At 55.2% G+C, this 16532-nt stretch carries 10 protein-coding genes; 1 reads left to right on the plus strand and 9 read right to left on the minus strand.

Annotated elements, in window-relative coordinates; translation table 11 throughout:
- Nucleotides 1-91: 91 nt before the first annotated feature.
- The 4 genes from AS189_RS16545 to AS189_RS16560 form a co-directional block, all read right to left on the minus strand.
- Nucleotides 92-853: a CDP-alcohol phosphatidyltransferase family protein gene (locus AS189_RS16545; protein ID WP_202814105.1), complete on the minus strand. Its 762-nt coding sequence runs from the start codon at nucleotides 851-853 to the stop codon at nucleotides 92-94.
- Nucleotides 846-2075 carry a DUF1972 domain-containing protein gene (locus AS189_RS16550; protein ID WP_082634394.1) on the minus strand — a complete coding sequence of 410 codons (1230 nt, stop codon included), beginning with the start codon at nucleotides 2073-2075 and terminating at the stop codon, nucleotides 846-848. Before AS189_RS16550 ends, AS189_RS16545 begins: the two co-directional genes overlap by 8 nt.
- Nucleotides 2076-2131: 56 nt before the next feature.
- Nucleotides 2132-7540, minus strand: coding sequence for a PKD domain-containing protein (locus AS189_RS16555; protein WP_160320859.1), 5409 nt, complete (start codon nucleotides 7538-7540; stop codon nucleotides 2132-2134).
- Between the two features lie 90 nt (nucleotides 7541-7630).
- The gene (locus AS189_RS16560) at nucleotides 7631-8830 is read right to left on the minus strand and encodes a hypothetical protein (protein WP_129587321.1); all 1200 of its coding nucleotides are present in this window, start codon (nucleotides 8828-8830) and stop codon (nucleotides 7631-7633) included.
- Nucleotides 8831-9016: 186 nt separating this feature from the next.
- Here AS189_RS16560 and AS189_RS16565 point away from each other — a divergent pair, with 186 nt between their 5' ends.
- Complete coding sequence (locus AS189_RS16565; protein WP_062291294.1) at nucleotides 9017-10324, plus strand: ISL3 family transposase; 1308 nt, start codon at nucleotides 9017-9019, stop codon at nucleotides 10322-10324.
- A 63-nt stretch (nucleotides 10325-10387) separates the two neighbouring features.
- Here the strand turns inward: AS189_RS16565 and AS189_RS16570 are convergent, their stop codons facing one another.
- The 5 genes from AS189_RS16570 to AS189_RS16590 all read right to left on the minus strand — a co-directional run bounded on the left by AS189_RS16570 (nucleotide 10388) and on the right by AS189_RS16590 (nucleotide 16530).
- Nucleotides 10388-10810 carry a DUF4352 domain-containing protein gene (locus AS189_RS16570; protein WP_062294126.1) on the minus strand — a complete coding sequence of 141 codons (423 nt, stop codon included), beginning with the start codon at nucleotides 10808-10810 and terminating at the stop codon, nucleotides 10388-10390.
- A gap of 379 nt (nucleotides 10811-11189) precedes the next feature.
- Nucleotides 11190-11666, minus strand: a complete 477-nt coding sequence (locus AS189_RS16575) for an adenylyltransferase/cytidyltransferase family protein (RefSeq protein ID WP_062291350.1) — start codon at nucleotides 11664-11666, stop codon at nucleotides 11190-11192.
- Between the two features lie 9 nt (nucleotides 11667-11675).
- Nucleotides 11676-12251: a sugar transferase gene (locus AS189_RS20090; RefSeq protein ID WP_129587322.1), complete on the minus strand. Its 576-nt coding sequence runs from the start codon at nucleotides 12249-12251 to the stop codon at nucleotides 11676-11678.
- Nucleotides 12252-12259: 8 nt separating this feature from the next.
- Entirely contained in the window at nucleotides 12260-13243 is a 984-nt protein-coding gene (locus AS189_RS20095; protein WP_062291356.1) for a nucleoside-diphosphate sugar epimerase/dehydratase, read from the minus strand.
- Between the two features lie 539 nt (nucleotides 13244-13782).
- Nucleotides 13783-16530 carry a helix-turn-helix transcriptional regulator gene (locus AS189_RS16590; protein ID WP_062291359.1) on the minus strand — a complete coding sequence of 916 codons (2748 nt, stop codon included), beginning with the start codon at nucleotides 16528-16530 and terminating at the stop codon, nucleotides 13783-13785.
- Between the last annotated feature and the right edge of the window lie 2 nt (nucleotides 16531-16532).

The following is a 16532-nucleotide window of genomic DNA, read 5'->3' on the forward strand; positions in this document are numbered from 1 at the left end:
TCCCTCCACTCATTGAGTTTTGGCTATACACAGCATCGCACCTCGGCGAAACGAATGCGAGCCATGACCGGGAAGTGACGAAATATTCGTCTCACTTCGTCAACGACCTGAGTTCCATGAACCACTTCGGGAGCGCCAGACAAAGGAATACGGCATTGGCAACCAGGAGAAGTACGTAGATGGGCACGAATGTCGACTGCAGCCAGATGAGACCGAACATCAGAATCATAAAACCGTAGTCGGTGGGTGTCACCGCAATTGAATAGAGTATCGACGACTTGCCCTGGCCTTTCATGATCATGGAAGTTGTGCCGAGATGCTGCCTCCGCAATTGGTCAGTAAGGATCATGGCGAAAAAGAAGATGGTGGACACAGCCGAGTAAAGGATCGGCACTAGCATCAAGCGAATATCGATGCTGTAATTCAACCACCAACACAGGAGAATACTAATATGCAGGAACGCGGCCTTTACCGCGTCGACGACATGATCCAACCACTCGCCAGCTGCACTTCCCCCGCCACGAAGCCTAGCCAGCTGCCCATCGGCAGCATCTAATGCGTAGCCGATCATCAAGAGAATCATGCAAGCAATGGCGCTCCCCCACCACAAATGACCAAAAGCAGCCAATGCTAATCCGGCAAAGGTAAAAACCGCACTCATAGCGGTCACCTGATTTGGCGTGAGGCCAACGACGAAAGCCCCAGCTGCCAGAATCCTCCCGAACGGCCTGTTGACGAAGCGCGAGTATGCAGGCGCCCCCTTATTGGTCTTTTGAGACTCTGCCAAACGTCCCAAGGCACCCCGGTAGCGTGGGCCGATACCTGCGGGATAAACTGCACTCGCCTCAGACACCGGAGTCCTCCTTTGAATAGTTCTCGCCTTTGACTGTCCAGGCGGACTGACTTCTGCGTACTGCGCGACGGTGTCGTTCGCCCTTGCCGGCGGCTAAGTCTCTTGCCAAGCCTTCATAACCGAGTGCAACGTCGTCCCAGTTGAAAAGCCGCGCGGCCCGACGTTGGATCTGGTCTCCAAGTTCTACTTGGTCATGTGGACTACTTTCAGCTGACGAAACGAACTGTGTCACATCAGATGGTGTGCAAAAGAATTGTCCAAGATCCCCCAAGACCTCCCTGTTGAAGACAACATCAAAGGCACATACAGCGGTCGCGGCCCCCATCGCCCGCAACAACGAAGGGTTGGTTCCTCCAACTGAGTGCCCATGCAGGTAAGTCAGTGCATGCGCATACAACTGGTCCAATAAATCCTGGTCCCAAACTCCCCCCAGCAGTCGAATCCTCTCGTCGTTCTTCGCGATTTCTTCGATTTGATTCGTATATGACGCCGAATATGGAGCCGAGCCGACTACCACGAGTGGCAATTTTGCATTACTTGCGTGGTAGCCCCGCACGATCATCTCCACGTTGTTCTCAGGTTCAAACCTGGCAACAACAAGATGGAACTTCTTCGACGAGACCGACAAGGATTCCAGTTTTGTATCCGACGGGAGGTTCAGAATTGGACTTCCGTACCTTAAAAGATGGCTAGAAACTCCAAACTCGTATTCATAGTAGTCCGCGATACCTTGGGCATCGGCAATGATTGCGTCTGCGGTTCGAACGGCGAAGGATTCAGCAAATCGATAGTATCGTCGTCCTGCTGATCCCCACTTTCCGCGAAGCCATTCTAAACCGTCAACGTGCACGGCTGTTGGAATCGCACGGAGATGCAGCGCCGGGACAAATGGAGAATTTGCCGCATTGAACACGAAAGCCACATCCGGCTTTCCACGTGCGCACGCATGAAGGACGGATATGGCTGTGTGACTTAACGTTTCCACAACCTTTGCCCGAATCGACGGCAAATGGACCAACTTCATTCCTTCGTGCTCCCGAAGACGGGGCTCATTTCCTTTACGGCAATAGACTGTTACCGAATGCCCCCGTGCCACAAGACGTTTGCCAATTTCCTCGATAGCGGTCTCGAATCCGCCATAGGCAGCGGGAACGCCACGAGTACCAATCATCACGATATTCAATGAGTCGTCCCCGCCGTGCTTTCGAGCAGATTCTGTCATGTCTTCCACCAACCCTTTTGATGACCTGATTTGGATTAACCTAAACGGCTAGCAGTTCAAAAACTGGGACCCGCCCAAAGGTTTTTGAACGACGCCATGACCGGCGCATTGGTAGCCGAACCCGAGAGGTAAGCAAATAGTCCAATGGATCCAGACGCTTGCAACCCAGGGGTGGAGTCGGTTCCCATCTTCATCCAGGAGCCGGGCTCGACCGTACCGTCCTTCCAGACTTTTGCCTTGAGGGTTGACGGCGAATTTCCCGAAACTTGAACTCGAATGTTGAGAAGATCGCCGACTTGATAGGTAAGCCCCGCAACGACAGTTTCGGAGGCAACCATGGTGGCGGCTCCGGCATTGTCGACCCTGAACAAACCAAGTGTTACGCCACCATTTGAGTTAAGATTTACTTTTGCCCGGTAGTCACCCTGCCCTGTAACTCTGCGTCCAATGACGGATACGTTTATGCCTCCTCCGGTTGGAGCTTTGTCAACGCCAACTTGGACACGGATGTCGGAATCCGAAGATGATACGGAGTTCAGGTAGATCGATGGACCGCTTCCGGCGCCGGCCATCTTGATACTTCCAGTTCCTCCGGCCACCGTGAAATTGCTGGCGCTCGACGAAGTCGTCCATGGCCCGCCCTTGTCAGCCGTTCCAAAACCGTTGGTCACGGTCCGGGAAAACGCATCTGTGGCGAATGGAGTAAGTGCAACTACGACTGAACGAGATGTTGTCGCCGTAGCGCCCTGATCGTCAGTCACGGTCAGGGTGATTGTGTATGTTCCCGGAACCGCGTAGGTATGGCTTACACTAACGCCGGAGCCGGTGCCGGCGTCGCCAAAGTTCCATCCCCAACTAACGACATTCCCGTCCGGATCGCTGGACGTAGTTCCATCAACGTTTACGGCAAGAGCAGTTCCTGCCGTCGTGAATGCGGCCGTGGGCGGCAGGTTGGCCGGTGAAGTCGCCGTCACTGTATGTGTAATTGAGTTGATTCCGCCCAAGTTATCAGTGACAGTCAGCGTCACGTTGTAACTTCCTGGCGTGGTGTAACTGTGGTGGGCCGTCGCGCCCGAGGACGTTGTTCCATCGCCAAATGCCCACGCGTAGGAAGCAATTTGACCGTCAGGATCGTGAGATCCGGAGCCATCAAATGCCACATCAAGTTTTTGCACCGTCGATGTAAACACTGCAACCGGAGGTACATTGACAGGTGTTGTTGCAGTGACAACATGTGAAACCGAGGTTGTTGCTCCGTCGTTGTCTGTGACCGTCAAAGTGACTGTGTAGTCTCCTGCTGTACCAAACGCGTGCGAAGCAACAGCCGTTGAAGCAGATCCACCATCCCCGAAGGCCCAATCGTAGCTGGCAACTGTCCCGTCCTGGTCGGAAGACGTGGTGCCGTCGAAGTTACCGTTGAGTCCGGCCATAATACTAGTGAACTTTGCAGTCGGCGGGATATTCGCTGGTGGTCCAGCGGTGACTGTCAAAACCTGACTGACACTTCCGGTCGCACCTCCGTTGTCCGTTACCGTCAACTTTACTGTGAAGGTGCCTGACGAGGCGTAGGTGTGGGTCGTGGCGCCTCCGGCCGAGCTAGTTCCATCACCGAAGTCCCAAGCATAGCCAGTGACTGTGCCGTCCAAATCTGATGATGTTGTCCCGTCAAAGGCGATTGCCAATTTATTCGGCACGTACGTGAAAGCGGCGGTTGGGGCTTGATTTGGCAGAGGTTCCACAATAACTTGGTGGGAGATTGTGGCCGTGGCGCCCTGGTTATCCTTTACGGTCAGTGTCACGGTAAAGGTACCAGCAACTGTATATACATGTGTCGGAGTGGTCCCTGTCAAGCTGGTCCCATCGCCAAAGTCCCAGGCATAGGACACAACCTGTCCGTCAGTATCTGAGGACCCGTTCCCGTCAAAAGTTGCGCTGAGACCAGTCGTGGACGATGTAAACGCCGCCGTCGGTGGACTATTCGGCGCCGGTGCTACCGTAACCTGCTTCGTAGTTGTCCCGGTTCCGCCGCGATCATCCGTGACGGTGAGCTTGATGGTGTAGTTTCCCGCCGCCAGATATGTGTAGTCTGTCGTAATTCCGGTTGCTGTATGTCCGTCGCCAAAATCCCATGCATACGACACCACAGTTCCATCAGAGTCGGAGGAGGTCGTACCATCAACTGAAACTTCCAAGTTGTGAGTTGAACTAGTAAAGGTTGCGGTCGGTAGCTGGTTCGGCGGCAATGTCGATGTTACGGGTTGCGTAACTGATGACACCCCACCCCGGTTATCAGTCACGGTCAATTTGACTTGGAAAGTCCCCGCCGTCGAATAGGAGTGCGAGGGAGATGCTCCCGTTCCGGTTTGGCCGTCACCAAAATCCCAAGCGTAATTGACAATCTGACCATCCGGATCGTGCGAAGCACCGGCGTCAAATGTCAAATTGAGATTTGCTCCGGAAGATGCGAATGCTGCCACGGGCACCACATTGACGGGGCCACCAAGGTTGTAGTGAGCCGCGACACGATCTGCCGACAGCGCGCTTGAATAGATGGCCACTTCGTCGATCGTGCCGGCAAAATAGGCGCTACTTGAGCCCCAAGTCGTATCGCCACCTACTTTCCAGTATCCCGTGTAGGCCTGGGCATTGGTTTGGGGATTCGTCCCAACCAACGCTCCATCGACGTACAGCTTCATACCATCTACCGACTGGGTCGCGACTACTTGGTGCCAGCGGTCATCATTGTAGGACACGGGCGTCGTGATCGTGTTTGTCTGGCCAGTCCACACACCGAACACTATTGTCCCGTCGTTCTGCATATAGACGTGACGGTCGTAACTGGATGAAGTGCCATTCGGATTGTCGCCAAATCCGACGATCTTTCCCCCCTGGCTAGTGGATGTCTTGAACCAAGCTTCCTCCGAATATGTCAGTGGGTCTGAATAACTCGCATTGCTAGCGACAAACCCGTCACTTCCGTTGAATGTTGCTGCTGTGCCTGCATATCCCGGTATTGCACCTGGAACACCCTTGGTGACGCCGCCATTGTATGTTCCATCATTCGACGAATCCGTTGAGTCAAGTGCCGTATTCCCCGCAGATTCATCAAGACGCCAGTACAGGTCAGGCTGGTCAGCATTGACCGCCTTACCATAGCTGTCCGTGGGCAGCGGGGGGAGGCTGGAAGTCCGGCCTGTCAATGTGTAGTGCTTGAGAAGCTGTACACCTGTCAAGACGGAAGGATAAATCGCGACATCGTCGATAGTTCCGTTAAAATTGCTGTTTCCCGGCTGATTCGGCCAACCGTTGAGGCTGTCGCCGCCGATCCTCCACAATCCTGAGTACGATTGGCCACTTGTAGCGTCGCTTCTGTGCCCAACCCGTACGCCGTCGACGTACAACTGCATGCCACCTGCCCCAAGCGTTGCCGCGACCTGATGCCACTGTCCGTCATTGTATGTCTTAGAAGTTGAGAGGGTTTGGGCGCTTCCTGGATAGACTCCGAACCAGAGATGCCCGGCATTGTCCATGTAGACGTGGCGGTCGTAGCTCGACGAAGTCCCCGTCGCAGAATTCCCGAATCCAACGATCTTGCCACCACTTGTCGTTGATGTCTTGAACCACGCCTCGGCCGTAAATGTGTCAGGACCAGGTCCCTGCATCCTGGCTGCAATGAATGCCGAACTCGTCCCGTCAAAAGTCGAAGCCGTTTCGTTGGCCATCGATCCGCTGCTACCTCGTCCAACTCCGACCCCGGAGTCCGCGTCATTGAAGGATGCGTTGTCGTAGGCCACGGTTCCTGAGGGTTCGTTCAGCGGCCAAAAATTCGTGGCCCCGTCGGTGATAACTTGTGATGTATATGCGCTCGGTGCCGCCGATGAAATTGTCACACCCGCGGATCTACTCCCAGTGAAGTTATTGCCCCATGGATCGGACACTCGAATTCTGTAGGTGTGAATCGATCCGGGCACTAGACCTGTATCGACGAATCCCGACTGCGGTAGGGCCCACCAGGGAGAAACGGCGTTAGTTGTATAAATGGGCGTTGTCCCATTGTCGCGGAGAACATCATATGTGAGAGTCCCATCATCGATGTCCGTTGTTCCAGTCCACGCTATTCTTGCCGAACCAGAATTCAACGATATGACGCTTGGGGTCATTGTTGAATATGTGGGCCCCTGCTTGTTGGGAGCTATGGTGCGGGCGGCAAACGTCGCAAGGCCTTGTTGCGCCTTACCATTGACCGACGTAAATTCCCCACCCATTACCAAATAATTTGAGTTGTTGGCCAATGCCCATCCGCCTTGGAAGATTCCTGTGTATGTTCCAGCATTGACCAGTGGATACCATGGCAACTGGGTTGGAACAGGCTGGTAGGCATAATTCATGTTTGATCCCGGAGCACCCTGATCAGTACCGGTCGGGTAGGTTGTTTCAGCGATTGCCCGCTTCCATATTTGCGGGTTGTGATCACCAAAGGTTCCCACTGACGTGCAGTCGTGCGCATGGCCAGTGCTGTACACTACTTGCCCCATTACGGCTAGGCTGTAAGTGGCCCCATAACAATTGTCCAGCCAAATAAGATTGCCTGTCGCCAAGTCCGCAGCCCACCGGCCATCGAACCAATGTCCGCCTTCACCATCGTTACTACCAAATACAACGCCGTTTTGAACCGTCAATTCGGTAACCCAGGATCGGCTTGATCCAATTGCCGTTGGGGTGGGTCGGCTGCCCCACGGTTCAAGTGCCCCGGTATTTCCATCAACTGCACCGATACCAACGATCGGCGAACCGTCTAGGTTCTGGAAACGACCACCAATCAGGATCCTAGAATTGTCTGGGGCCGCCCAAAGTGTTTCAACAATGTCGTCTACCTTAGGTGTCCAAGGCAACAAAGCGCCTGAAGATCGTGTGAATGCAGCCAGGTTTGATCGAGTTTGACCACCGGCGTTACCAAATGCACCGCCCACATAGACAGTGTCATTCGAAACAGCAACATTTCGAACCGGCCCATTGACTACCGGCTTGAAATTTGGATCCAACGTTCCTGTGGCAACGCTGAAGGCAGCTACTTTCATGCGCGGGACTCCATTGACGGTTGTGAAGTCTCCTCCTACGTATATCTCCGATGAATCGACCGACAATCTAACCGTACGGGCCTGTGCATTCAGATTTGGGTTCCATGGCAATATAGCGCCAGTAAGGATGTTAAAGGCCATTGCGTTGTTGCGACCCACTTCGCCGGTACCGGCGGCAGCCCCAGAAGGACGCGCAGATGTGAAGCTTCCGACCGCGTAGGCGACATTGCCCACAACTGCAGTTTTCCATACGACTCCGTTGATCTGCGGTGTCGGCAAAACATCGCCGGCCACTGTTTGTGGCAACGGCGCTGGGCTGTCGGCTGCCGTCGCGGTCGATACGGGACCCACGACGAGGACCGCCGTAATCATTGCTGCGGAAGTCAAGACGGTCAAGCTCCTAGACGCAATCTTCGTACGACGTATTTGCATTCTCATTGTCGGCTGCTTTCTTGAATAGAAGTAGAACACGGATAATCACGTGGTCGCAGATGCGGATGTATCCCGCATTTTAGGTTTCACTTGGTGTGGAACTTCGAGCTCATACTTCAAAGCCGGAACTAGCAGTAATTGACGTATTAGCAGTCCCCCGGTAATTGAACCAACCGCTAGAGCACTAGGAATGAGCGCCGGTGTCAAATTGGTTTGAAGTACGGCCACAGCGAGGACAAAAGATATGAATGAGTCCAATACTCGAAGGCCAAGTACAGCTGACTGTCTACCGCGAACCGCGGCCAGTGCACCATACGGAGTAACTGCTGAGACAGAGATTGAATAAAAAATCCACCCTGCGACAGCAAGAACTAGGGGATGTTGCCCGGTTACCAAATGTCCAATTACGGGCAAAAGTAAAAGACCGAGTCCTCCAACAACAATCGAAACGCCGGCCAACCCCAGTACCGCACGATCCGCCCGCCCCAACAGTTCACGGATGGAAGTGTCGCCGTTTCTTGCAAAGGATGTGAATAGAAATGATGATGCGCCGCTGACTACGAGCATCATCGGCGCAACGTAGATGCGGGCGACTTCAACTTGCCCAACTACGGCCGCCCCTACCAGGACAAGAATTGTCATTCGAACAACGGTAAGCAGTCCCGGGCGGACTGCCTGTTGGGCTGCACGCCAAATGCCGTATTTTGGAACCGAACTGGTACATTTCACAACCCGCATGACGAGGAACCGCTCGCTCCGCGGCAGCAACATGACTGCGGCGAATAAAGCAACCAATTGGCCGCCCAAAATCGAAAGAAAGAATATAACGAGACTCGGCCGAACTGTTGCTGCCAAAAAACCCAGTACCAACAATGCACCAAGTAGGCCAATCAAATCGACGATAACGATTTTCCAATACAACAGATTAGCCATTAGTGTTCGTCTGAGCGTATCTTCTAGGACAAATATTGCAATGGCCCCAGAGAATGCGACCGCCTCAATGGGAGTGAGGAACCGGGCCATCATCACGACAAATGCGGCAGCTATGGCAGCTCCGAAGCTGAGACCAACGCACCACAGCTGGAGCGTAAAGCGCACATGGCGATCAAAGCGATCGAGAACAGTCAAGGTATCACCAATGAATCCGCTGACTAGTGCAGTTACTAGCAGCAGAACGCCGTAGAGTATCGCAAATCTACCGAGCCCTTCGAGACCGAGCATTCTGGCGGCGATGATCTGCAACACGAAACTCACTGCAGCTTGCGATCCCTGCGCCGCCACCCCTCCGAAGATTCCAGGCTCTTCCGAATGCAGGGTGTAGGTGGGGTTGGTCAGTGATGAATCCGGGCGAGGAACTCGTTTCGGTATAGGTGAGGGCCTTGGTAGAGAATCAGATTGTCTAGATCCAGATTTTTCTACAGCAAGGCCCTCGTGTTCAACGCTACCCTTCAATGCCCTGACCTGACTACTTTCTGCCGCCTTGACGGGCTTGGTCTGGAAGCGACCGGGCAGTTCCTTGCTCCTGATCGTGCTGTGATTGCCTGTCGGGTGGTGGCCACGGATGAATGGTGCCGTAAGTGTGGCGGCGAAGGTATCCCGCGGGACACAGTGACCCGGGAACTCGGCCATGAACCCTTCGGCTGGCGGCCGACGACGTTGCTGGTCCGGATCCGCCGCTATCGGTGTACCGGGTGCGGTCATGTCTGGCGGCAAGACACCACCCAGGCAGCCGAACCACGGTCAAAGCTTTCCCGTCGCGGCCTGGTGTGGGCGTTGGAAGGCATCGTGTGCCAGCACCTCACCGTCGCTCGCGTCGCCGAGGGGCTGGGCGTGTCCTGGAATACCGCGAACAAGGCCGTGTTGGCCGAAGGACGGCGGGTGCTGATCAATGACGCCACACGCTTCGACGGAGTGAAGATCATCGGTGTTGATGAGCATGTGTGGCGCCACACCAGACATGGAGACAAATACGTCACCGTCATCATCGACCTCACCCCGGTCCGCGACAAAAAGGGCCCCTCTAGGCTGCTGGATATGGTTGAGGGCCGTTCCAAACAGGTCTTCGCTACCTGGTTGAAGGAACGCCCTCAAGCTTGGCGTGACGGGGTGGAAGTCGTGGCCATGGACGGGTTCTCCGGGTTCAAAAGCGCTGCCGCCGAAGAGTTGCCTGCCGCTGTTGCGGTGATGGATCCATTCCATGTCGTCCGTCTTGCCGGCGACGCGCTCGATGACTGCCGTCGCCGGGTGCAGCAGGCCACGTGTGGGCATCGGGGACGGGCCGGGGATCCGCTCTACAAAGCCCGGCTGACGCTGCATACCGGTGATGGGTTGCTGACCGAGAAACAACAAAAGCGAATCGCTGATCTCTTCGCCGAGGAGAAACATGTCGAAGTCGAAGCTACGTGGGGCGCCTATCAACGCATGATCGCCGCCTACCGGGCAGAAGACCCGGCCCAAGGTAAGAAGCTCATGCAAGCCCTCATTGATTCCCTCAGCAGCAGGGTCCCTGCAGCTCTGAAAGAACTGAAAAAGATGGGCCGAACACTCAAACGCAGGGCAACTGACGTCCTCGCGTACTTCGACCGTCCGGGAACTTCTAACGGCCCAACTGAAGCAATTAATGGAAGATTGGAACACCTCCGAGGATCCGCCCTTGGCTTCCGCAACCTCACCAACTACGTCGCCAGATCACTGCTGGAATCCGGCGGCTTCAGACCGAAACTACACTCTCAATTCTGAAGAGCCAGATTCCACGGCTTGCAGAACAAGTAATTCGCCCAAATACCTTGGAAAAAGTACCCATCAGAGTGGGAACTTTCCCTGAATTACTGCCGGTTGGTGGTTGCCGTCAATGTCAACATAGAGGGTTGAAGCCATCGGTTGAGCCGGAATGGCAAAGGCGTACTCGCCAGATTGAACTCCACCGGGTTTGACCGTTCCGAAGAAATCGCTTGTGGTTGAATCCGGGTAAACCGGGGAAGCCACAGTCGAGCCCGGGCCAAATTTTAGTGTAACTATCACTTGTGACAAATCGACATTGGAGGTGGAATCGTTTGTAATCTTAATGGACATCTTTATGTAGGTCTGGCCCTTGATGGATCCAGCGCTTTGGTCGGACACAATACCTCTGGCGAAACCTGAAATACTTACGGCAACACCGTCAGCATATTTAACTCCAGATTCGAGTGTTCCTACTGGGGCCTTTTCTTGCTGTGCGGATGCCAAGGCATTTTGCCGTTTTACGACGGGGGCCCCAGTTGCTGAATCAATGTACCCAGGACCTCCAACCGTCGCACTCGGAGCCGAGGATGCCCCTTCCGTTCCTGGGGATCGAGATCCGGAGGAGGGCACGGTGCCGCTTGAAGAGACGGGCCCAGAAGTTGATCCCGCAGCGCCGACATCCACCGTGTGAACCGGCTGTTGACATCCCGCCAAACCTACCGCAGACAAAACAACGACAACTCCAACAACAAGGGCGGATCCCCGACTTGCAAGAGCGTTACTTCGTCTGCCTGGATTCGCAAATTCAATCTCCATTGCGGACCGTTTCTGGATTATTTTCATTTTCCCCGGATTCATACTTATATTGAGACCAAAAAGCTAATTATCGCTTGAGATTCTTCACCCACGGAACAGTCTGTATTCGAAATGACTCTTCGCTAGAATTCATCTGATGTAAAGCCGTTCGCAAAATCGTACTCGAAGTATGAACCGTGTACGGAAAATAGACAACTTTCACGCCCACTTCTGCAAAGTCGCGCTCCAAGGTAAGTCCTTTGAACGTACCTTTCCAGTCGTCGCCCTTGAAGAAGATGTTAAATGGAGTCTGCCGCCAGGTGTCCAACTTATTTGGCAAGAATTCCTCTACGGCCTCATCTACCAATCCGATATTGCGGACAATTTCCAAGCGTTCTGCCAGTGGAATGACAGGCGCACGACCCTTTGTCGCTATGAGGAGATCGTCAGCTACAACGCCGGCTATGAGATAGTCGCAATGCGCTTTCGCCTGCCTTAGTAGGTTCAAATGACCTACGTGGAATAGATCGAAGGCACCTGCCGCATATCCAATTCGTTTCGTCATTCCATCCCCCTAGTAGGCGCCTGTTGGCTCGTAGACCGCTCTGAATGTTCGCCACAAGATAATGAAGTCCCCCGTAAGCGACCAGTTCTCCACGTAATACAAGTCAAGACGGACAGCCTCATCCCAGGGAAGATCCGACCGGCCACTGACTTGCCACAGACCGGTGATGCCTGGCTTGATCAGCAACCGACGATGCGTTGGCTTCTCATACTCATCAACTTCTTTTTTCAAAGGCGGCCGAGGACCAACCAAGCTCATGTCACCCCTGAGAACGTTCCAGAATTGTGGCAACTCATCCAGTGAGTACTTCCTCATCCAGCGTCCGCAGCGGGTAACCCTCGGATCGATTGCCATCTTGAACATCAGCCCGTCGGTCTCATTGGCATTTTTCAGGCTTGAAAGGATGCTTTCTGCGTTAGTGACCATGGAACGGAATTTGATCATTTGAAATACTTGACCGTTCCGGCCCACCCGGTCCTGGTGGAAGAATGCCGGTCCGTGGCTGTCTCGCCGGACAACCACGGCCAGGACCAGCATCAGCGGCAGCAAGACCAGCAGCGCAAAGGACGAGAATGCTATATCCATGGCACGCTTCACAACATGTTGGCACCCGAGTACTGCGGAAGCTCAACGTGCATCAGCGGCAGTCCTTCCACGGGGCGGAAGTGCACCCTGGGTCCAGCCACATTGGTCAGGTTTGATGATAGGACAAGTTCTGTATGCAGTTCACCCAAATCCCAACCAAGCTGCTGAATAGCACTAGGGCCACCGGGTAAGTTTCCTGCAACGATGACTGTGTCTGCCCCGGTTGCGGACAGTATTTTTTCAAGCTGCGCTTCGCTAGAAAAGACGGGAACTCGGTACCACGGCGGCGTGAGTTCGGTACCAGCGGTGAGGGATGTCAGTGCCACGCCTGCCACCTTGTATCCGGTGCCTGGGTTGGACCGCAACTGGGAGATGACGTAGCCGGCATCTTCGGTGCCACCCATCACCACGGCGTTAGAGAAGTAGCTCCCCGCTGCTCGACGCCTGGCCAACCACCTGCGCCACAGCCACCGACTCACCAGCAGAAGGAGAACACCCAGGGGCAACGCTATGGCGAAGAATCCACGTGCAATGTCAAATTTGAGGACCACCAAGAAGATGGCCAGCAGACCAAAGGCACGCAGGGTTGAATGGATGATTCGCTTATATTCGGTGGCCCCTGAACCAAAGATTCGCTTGTCGCGGGTGCGGAACAATTCAAGATCCGCGTTCCACATGAGCAGCACAAGAATGCTCAAGGGAATGTATTGGATGGTTGCTCCTTGCAAGGCTGTGGAGCCATCGAACATGAACCGCCCCATGAAGGCAACGGCCACGACAGTCAAAGTGACGATGAAGTCTGTAAGACGAATGTTGCGGGCGTAGGCGGTAGACCAGTTGACGCCTGTCACCAAGTTGCCTGTGGTGGCGGGGCGCAGCCGTGCGTCCCACACTGCGTGTTTGCTATGCGCTGGCTTCAGCGTCTGGCGCCGTCCGGTTCCGGCTAGGGTGCCGGTCGACAAAAACGTTGAGTGGTTTTTGAGAATGCTCATGACATCCCCTTTCCGAATGGGCACAGAGCGAGAACGCTCACCACTGACCGCTGCTGCGGCCAGTGGTTCCAGCGACTAAGGGGAGCCGACGACGGCTGGGGGAAAGCCTTGGTCTCAGAAGGCTTATCCGCCGCCGGCTCCGAATAAGGAGCCCAATGACAGAGATTGGACAGATCTTGTTGGGGTGAGGGCGAAGCATAGGTAACTACGTGGCGTAGGTGCGCTTCGAGACAGGCTTTAACTCCCCCAGCAAGGTGCACCACCGCGTGCTCTGGACTAGACATTGAGACCTTCCTGCACAGATATCCGGTGGGATACCTCTAGCTAACGGCCTCCGAGCACTGCGTGCACGAGTGGCCACTACGCTATTAGTCGCAGGTTGCCTGAGTATGATGCTGGGAAATACTTGTAGAGGTACTCACACCCTGGAGCACGGTACTTGGTTCTGGATACCTGGCGCACAAAAAAGCCACCATCTCGCGCAACGCAAGACGGTGGTTTCCGGTGCTCCTTAGTGCTCCAAAGCGGAGGGGTGTTTCCTAATCAGAGAGAACCTGCACCAGATCATTGCGGTCGGTAATCTCCAGCTTTGCATAGGCCCTGTACAGGTGCCCTTCAACTGTTCGAACCGAGACATGGAGGGCAGCCGCAATGGACTTATCGCTCAGTCCCTGTGCGGCCATGAGCGAGATTTCGAGCTCTCTAGCGGTCAACCGTTCTTGGAGTCGGTGATGACCGCCACGTACCCCGGGCCTCGACTCCTGCACCTCGCCAACGGCAGCGTCGACCCGTTCAAGACCGTCACGCACCCGATGTGACAGAAGAGAGTGGCGGTCCTTGGCTAACGCGGACGATGCCAACCGGAATGCCCTGCCAGCGTATTGGTACATTTGTGCTTCCAAAAGCTGTTCGCCCACATTCACCAGCACTGGAGCGCTTCTTTGCTCAAGCGCCTCGGCAAAGGAGGCCAAGCCTGCAGCCCAGCGGCCCTCCACCTGTGTCGCTATAGCCAGGATCCGGCGTCGCGCTTGGCTCGGTTCAAACTCCAGCAGCAGAGCCAGCGCATTGAGCTCCGCTGTGAATTGTCCTCGTGCATGGAGATCATCGGCCAAGCTGAAAAGCTCGGCAATACCTGCCCCATCGCCGTCCAAATATTCACGCGCTGCAGCAATGAAGGCTCGTTCATGGGCTACCACGATGAACATACCGGTGTCCTCCGAGTACTGCCGAACCAGCTCCCGCGCAGTGTCGAGGCGTCCCGATTTAGCGGCCGCATACGCCGCCATTGCTGAGCAATAGCCCAAGAGCTGCTGTGGATCGCTGTGCGCCAGACCATCACAGCTCTCCAGCAGCGACGCCAACGCTGCAGTGGTGCGACCCTGGCGCAGCAGCATCATTCCGCGGGCAACACCAACACTGCCACCAAAGGAAATGGTGGCCTTACCGACGTCGACGGCGAGAGACTGCATTAGCTGCTCCGCCTCGTCCCACAGCCCCGCCGTCAACGAGGCAACCTGAGCCCGGGTGATGATCATTTCCGGCACGAAGTACACGTCATGATCCTCGGCCTGAACAATCGCGAAGGCCGACATGGCCCGTGCCATTCCGGCGACGGGTTGGCCCAAGGCGCTCAACCTCTCGGCATCCAGCGCCAAAGCCATGGACCGGTTGCACAAATGATCCGCATCATCAGTTCCGGTAGTTCTGCCGAGCACGTTTTGTATGTGCGGCTGCATCAGGTGGTACTCGCCAGACCTGGAATGAGCCATCAAATCAATGATGTTGGCCCGCTCCCCAGCCCGCAATAGGATGTCCTGAGCGTTCTGCGGATCGCCGCCCGCAAGTCTGTCAGCGTGTAAGCGCAAGGTGATGGCATCACCATGGATGGTGTCCGCAGCAAGCCCTAGCGCCGACTTTGTGGCAGCCCGCAACAGTCCACCAAACATGAGTTCTGAGACACTACCGGCACTCTCCGGAGCATTCTCCAACAGTGCCGCCGCTGCCGCGTACTCCCCCACGTTGAACCGAGCACGCGCCTTGATGGCGTGAGCCCTGCCGTAGTTTCGAGGACCAGTAACCTCGTCGGCGAGCCGCAAGGCCATCCCGGTTTCATAGAGCTTGCACGCAAAAATGGCAGCTTTCAACAGGTCTTCATCGGGGACCGGAAGACCACTTTCCAGCGTCCAAATGACCATCCGCAAGGCGGACTCGGGTGTGGTGGATTCCATCTTGAGCTCATTGATGAGCCGGCTGTGCAACATGCGGCTCTGGGCTCGTGGCACCAGTTCGCGAATAACTTCCCCGTAGACCGGGTTGATCAGCCTCAGCAATGCGGTTCCGTCAAGGGTTTCCTGGAGCAGATGGCGTTCAAAAAGTTCCGCCAACGCTTCTGTTCCCATCTGCTTGCTGACTATTTCAGCTGCAACAGGTTCGCTCAAAGCCACAAGGTTTAGGGTCCTCAGCGCCACCGCTGATAGCCCACGCAGTTGTTCCCTGACCACCGACTGTAATTGGTAACCGGCAGGTACCGACGCAATGTCCATCACCCACAGACCGTTTCGCAGGTGCAACTTTCCACTAGCCAGGGCATCGTCCATGAGCAGCTTGATGAGAAGCGGGTTCCCGGCAGCGGTGTGCCAAAAGTACCAGCCGGTGTTTGCCGTGGGTGTCCCACCCAGCAACCCGGCGCAAAACGCGTGTCCGTCCTCCCGCGTCAGGGCCCACAAATGGAACCTTTCAGCGACGCCGGCGTCCCAAAGTTGCGGCAAGGGACTGACGGGTTCATTGCCTGCACGGTGGGCAATAACCACCTGGATCTTCTCCGCCTGAGCTAGGTTGACCACTACCTCAGCTGTGGCCCTGTCAATGAAGCCGGATTCGTCGATGATCAACAAAGGCTTGCCGAGCTCCACATCGTTGCCAAGCTCTGCCCGCAGTTTTGTTTCTTGCTCGTCCAAAAGAGCGAGGGTTTTCCTGATGGCATCAACATGAGATTCTACAAACGCATTCGAAGTACGGCGTAGAAAAGGAGCAAGAATTCCAAACGGTATAGATGCCAACGACGGCGTTCCCTGCAGCGAAATCACGGCTGCGTGGGAGGAGGTTGCTTTGGCCAGTTCACGCAGCAAGGAGGTGGTGCCCAGCCCCATTTCACTGCTCAAGAAGATGGCACTGCAGCCAGATCGATGTAGCTGGTTGGTCAATTCTTCCAGTTCTTCCTGGCGGCAGAACGGCGTAGCAAGCGTAGGGGGATCATGCTGGCGGTGGTTTCCGGAATTCACTGCCATTG

The sequence above is a fragment of the Arthrobacter alpinus genome (genome assembly GCF_001445575.1).
GTDB lineage: Bacteria > Actinomycetota > Actinomycetes > Actinomycetales > Micrococcaceae > Specibacter > Specibacter alpinus_C.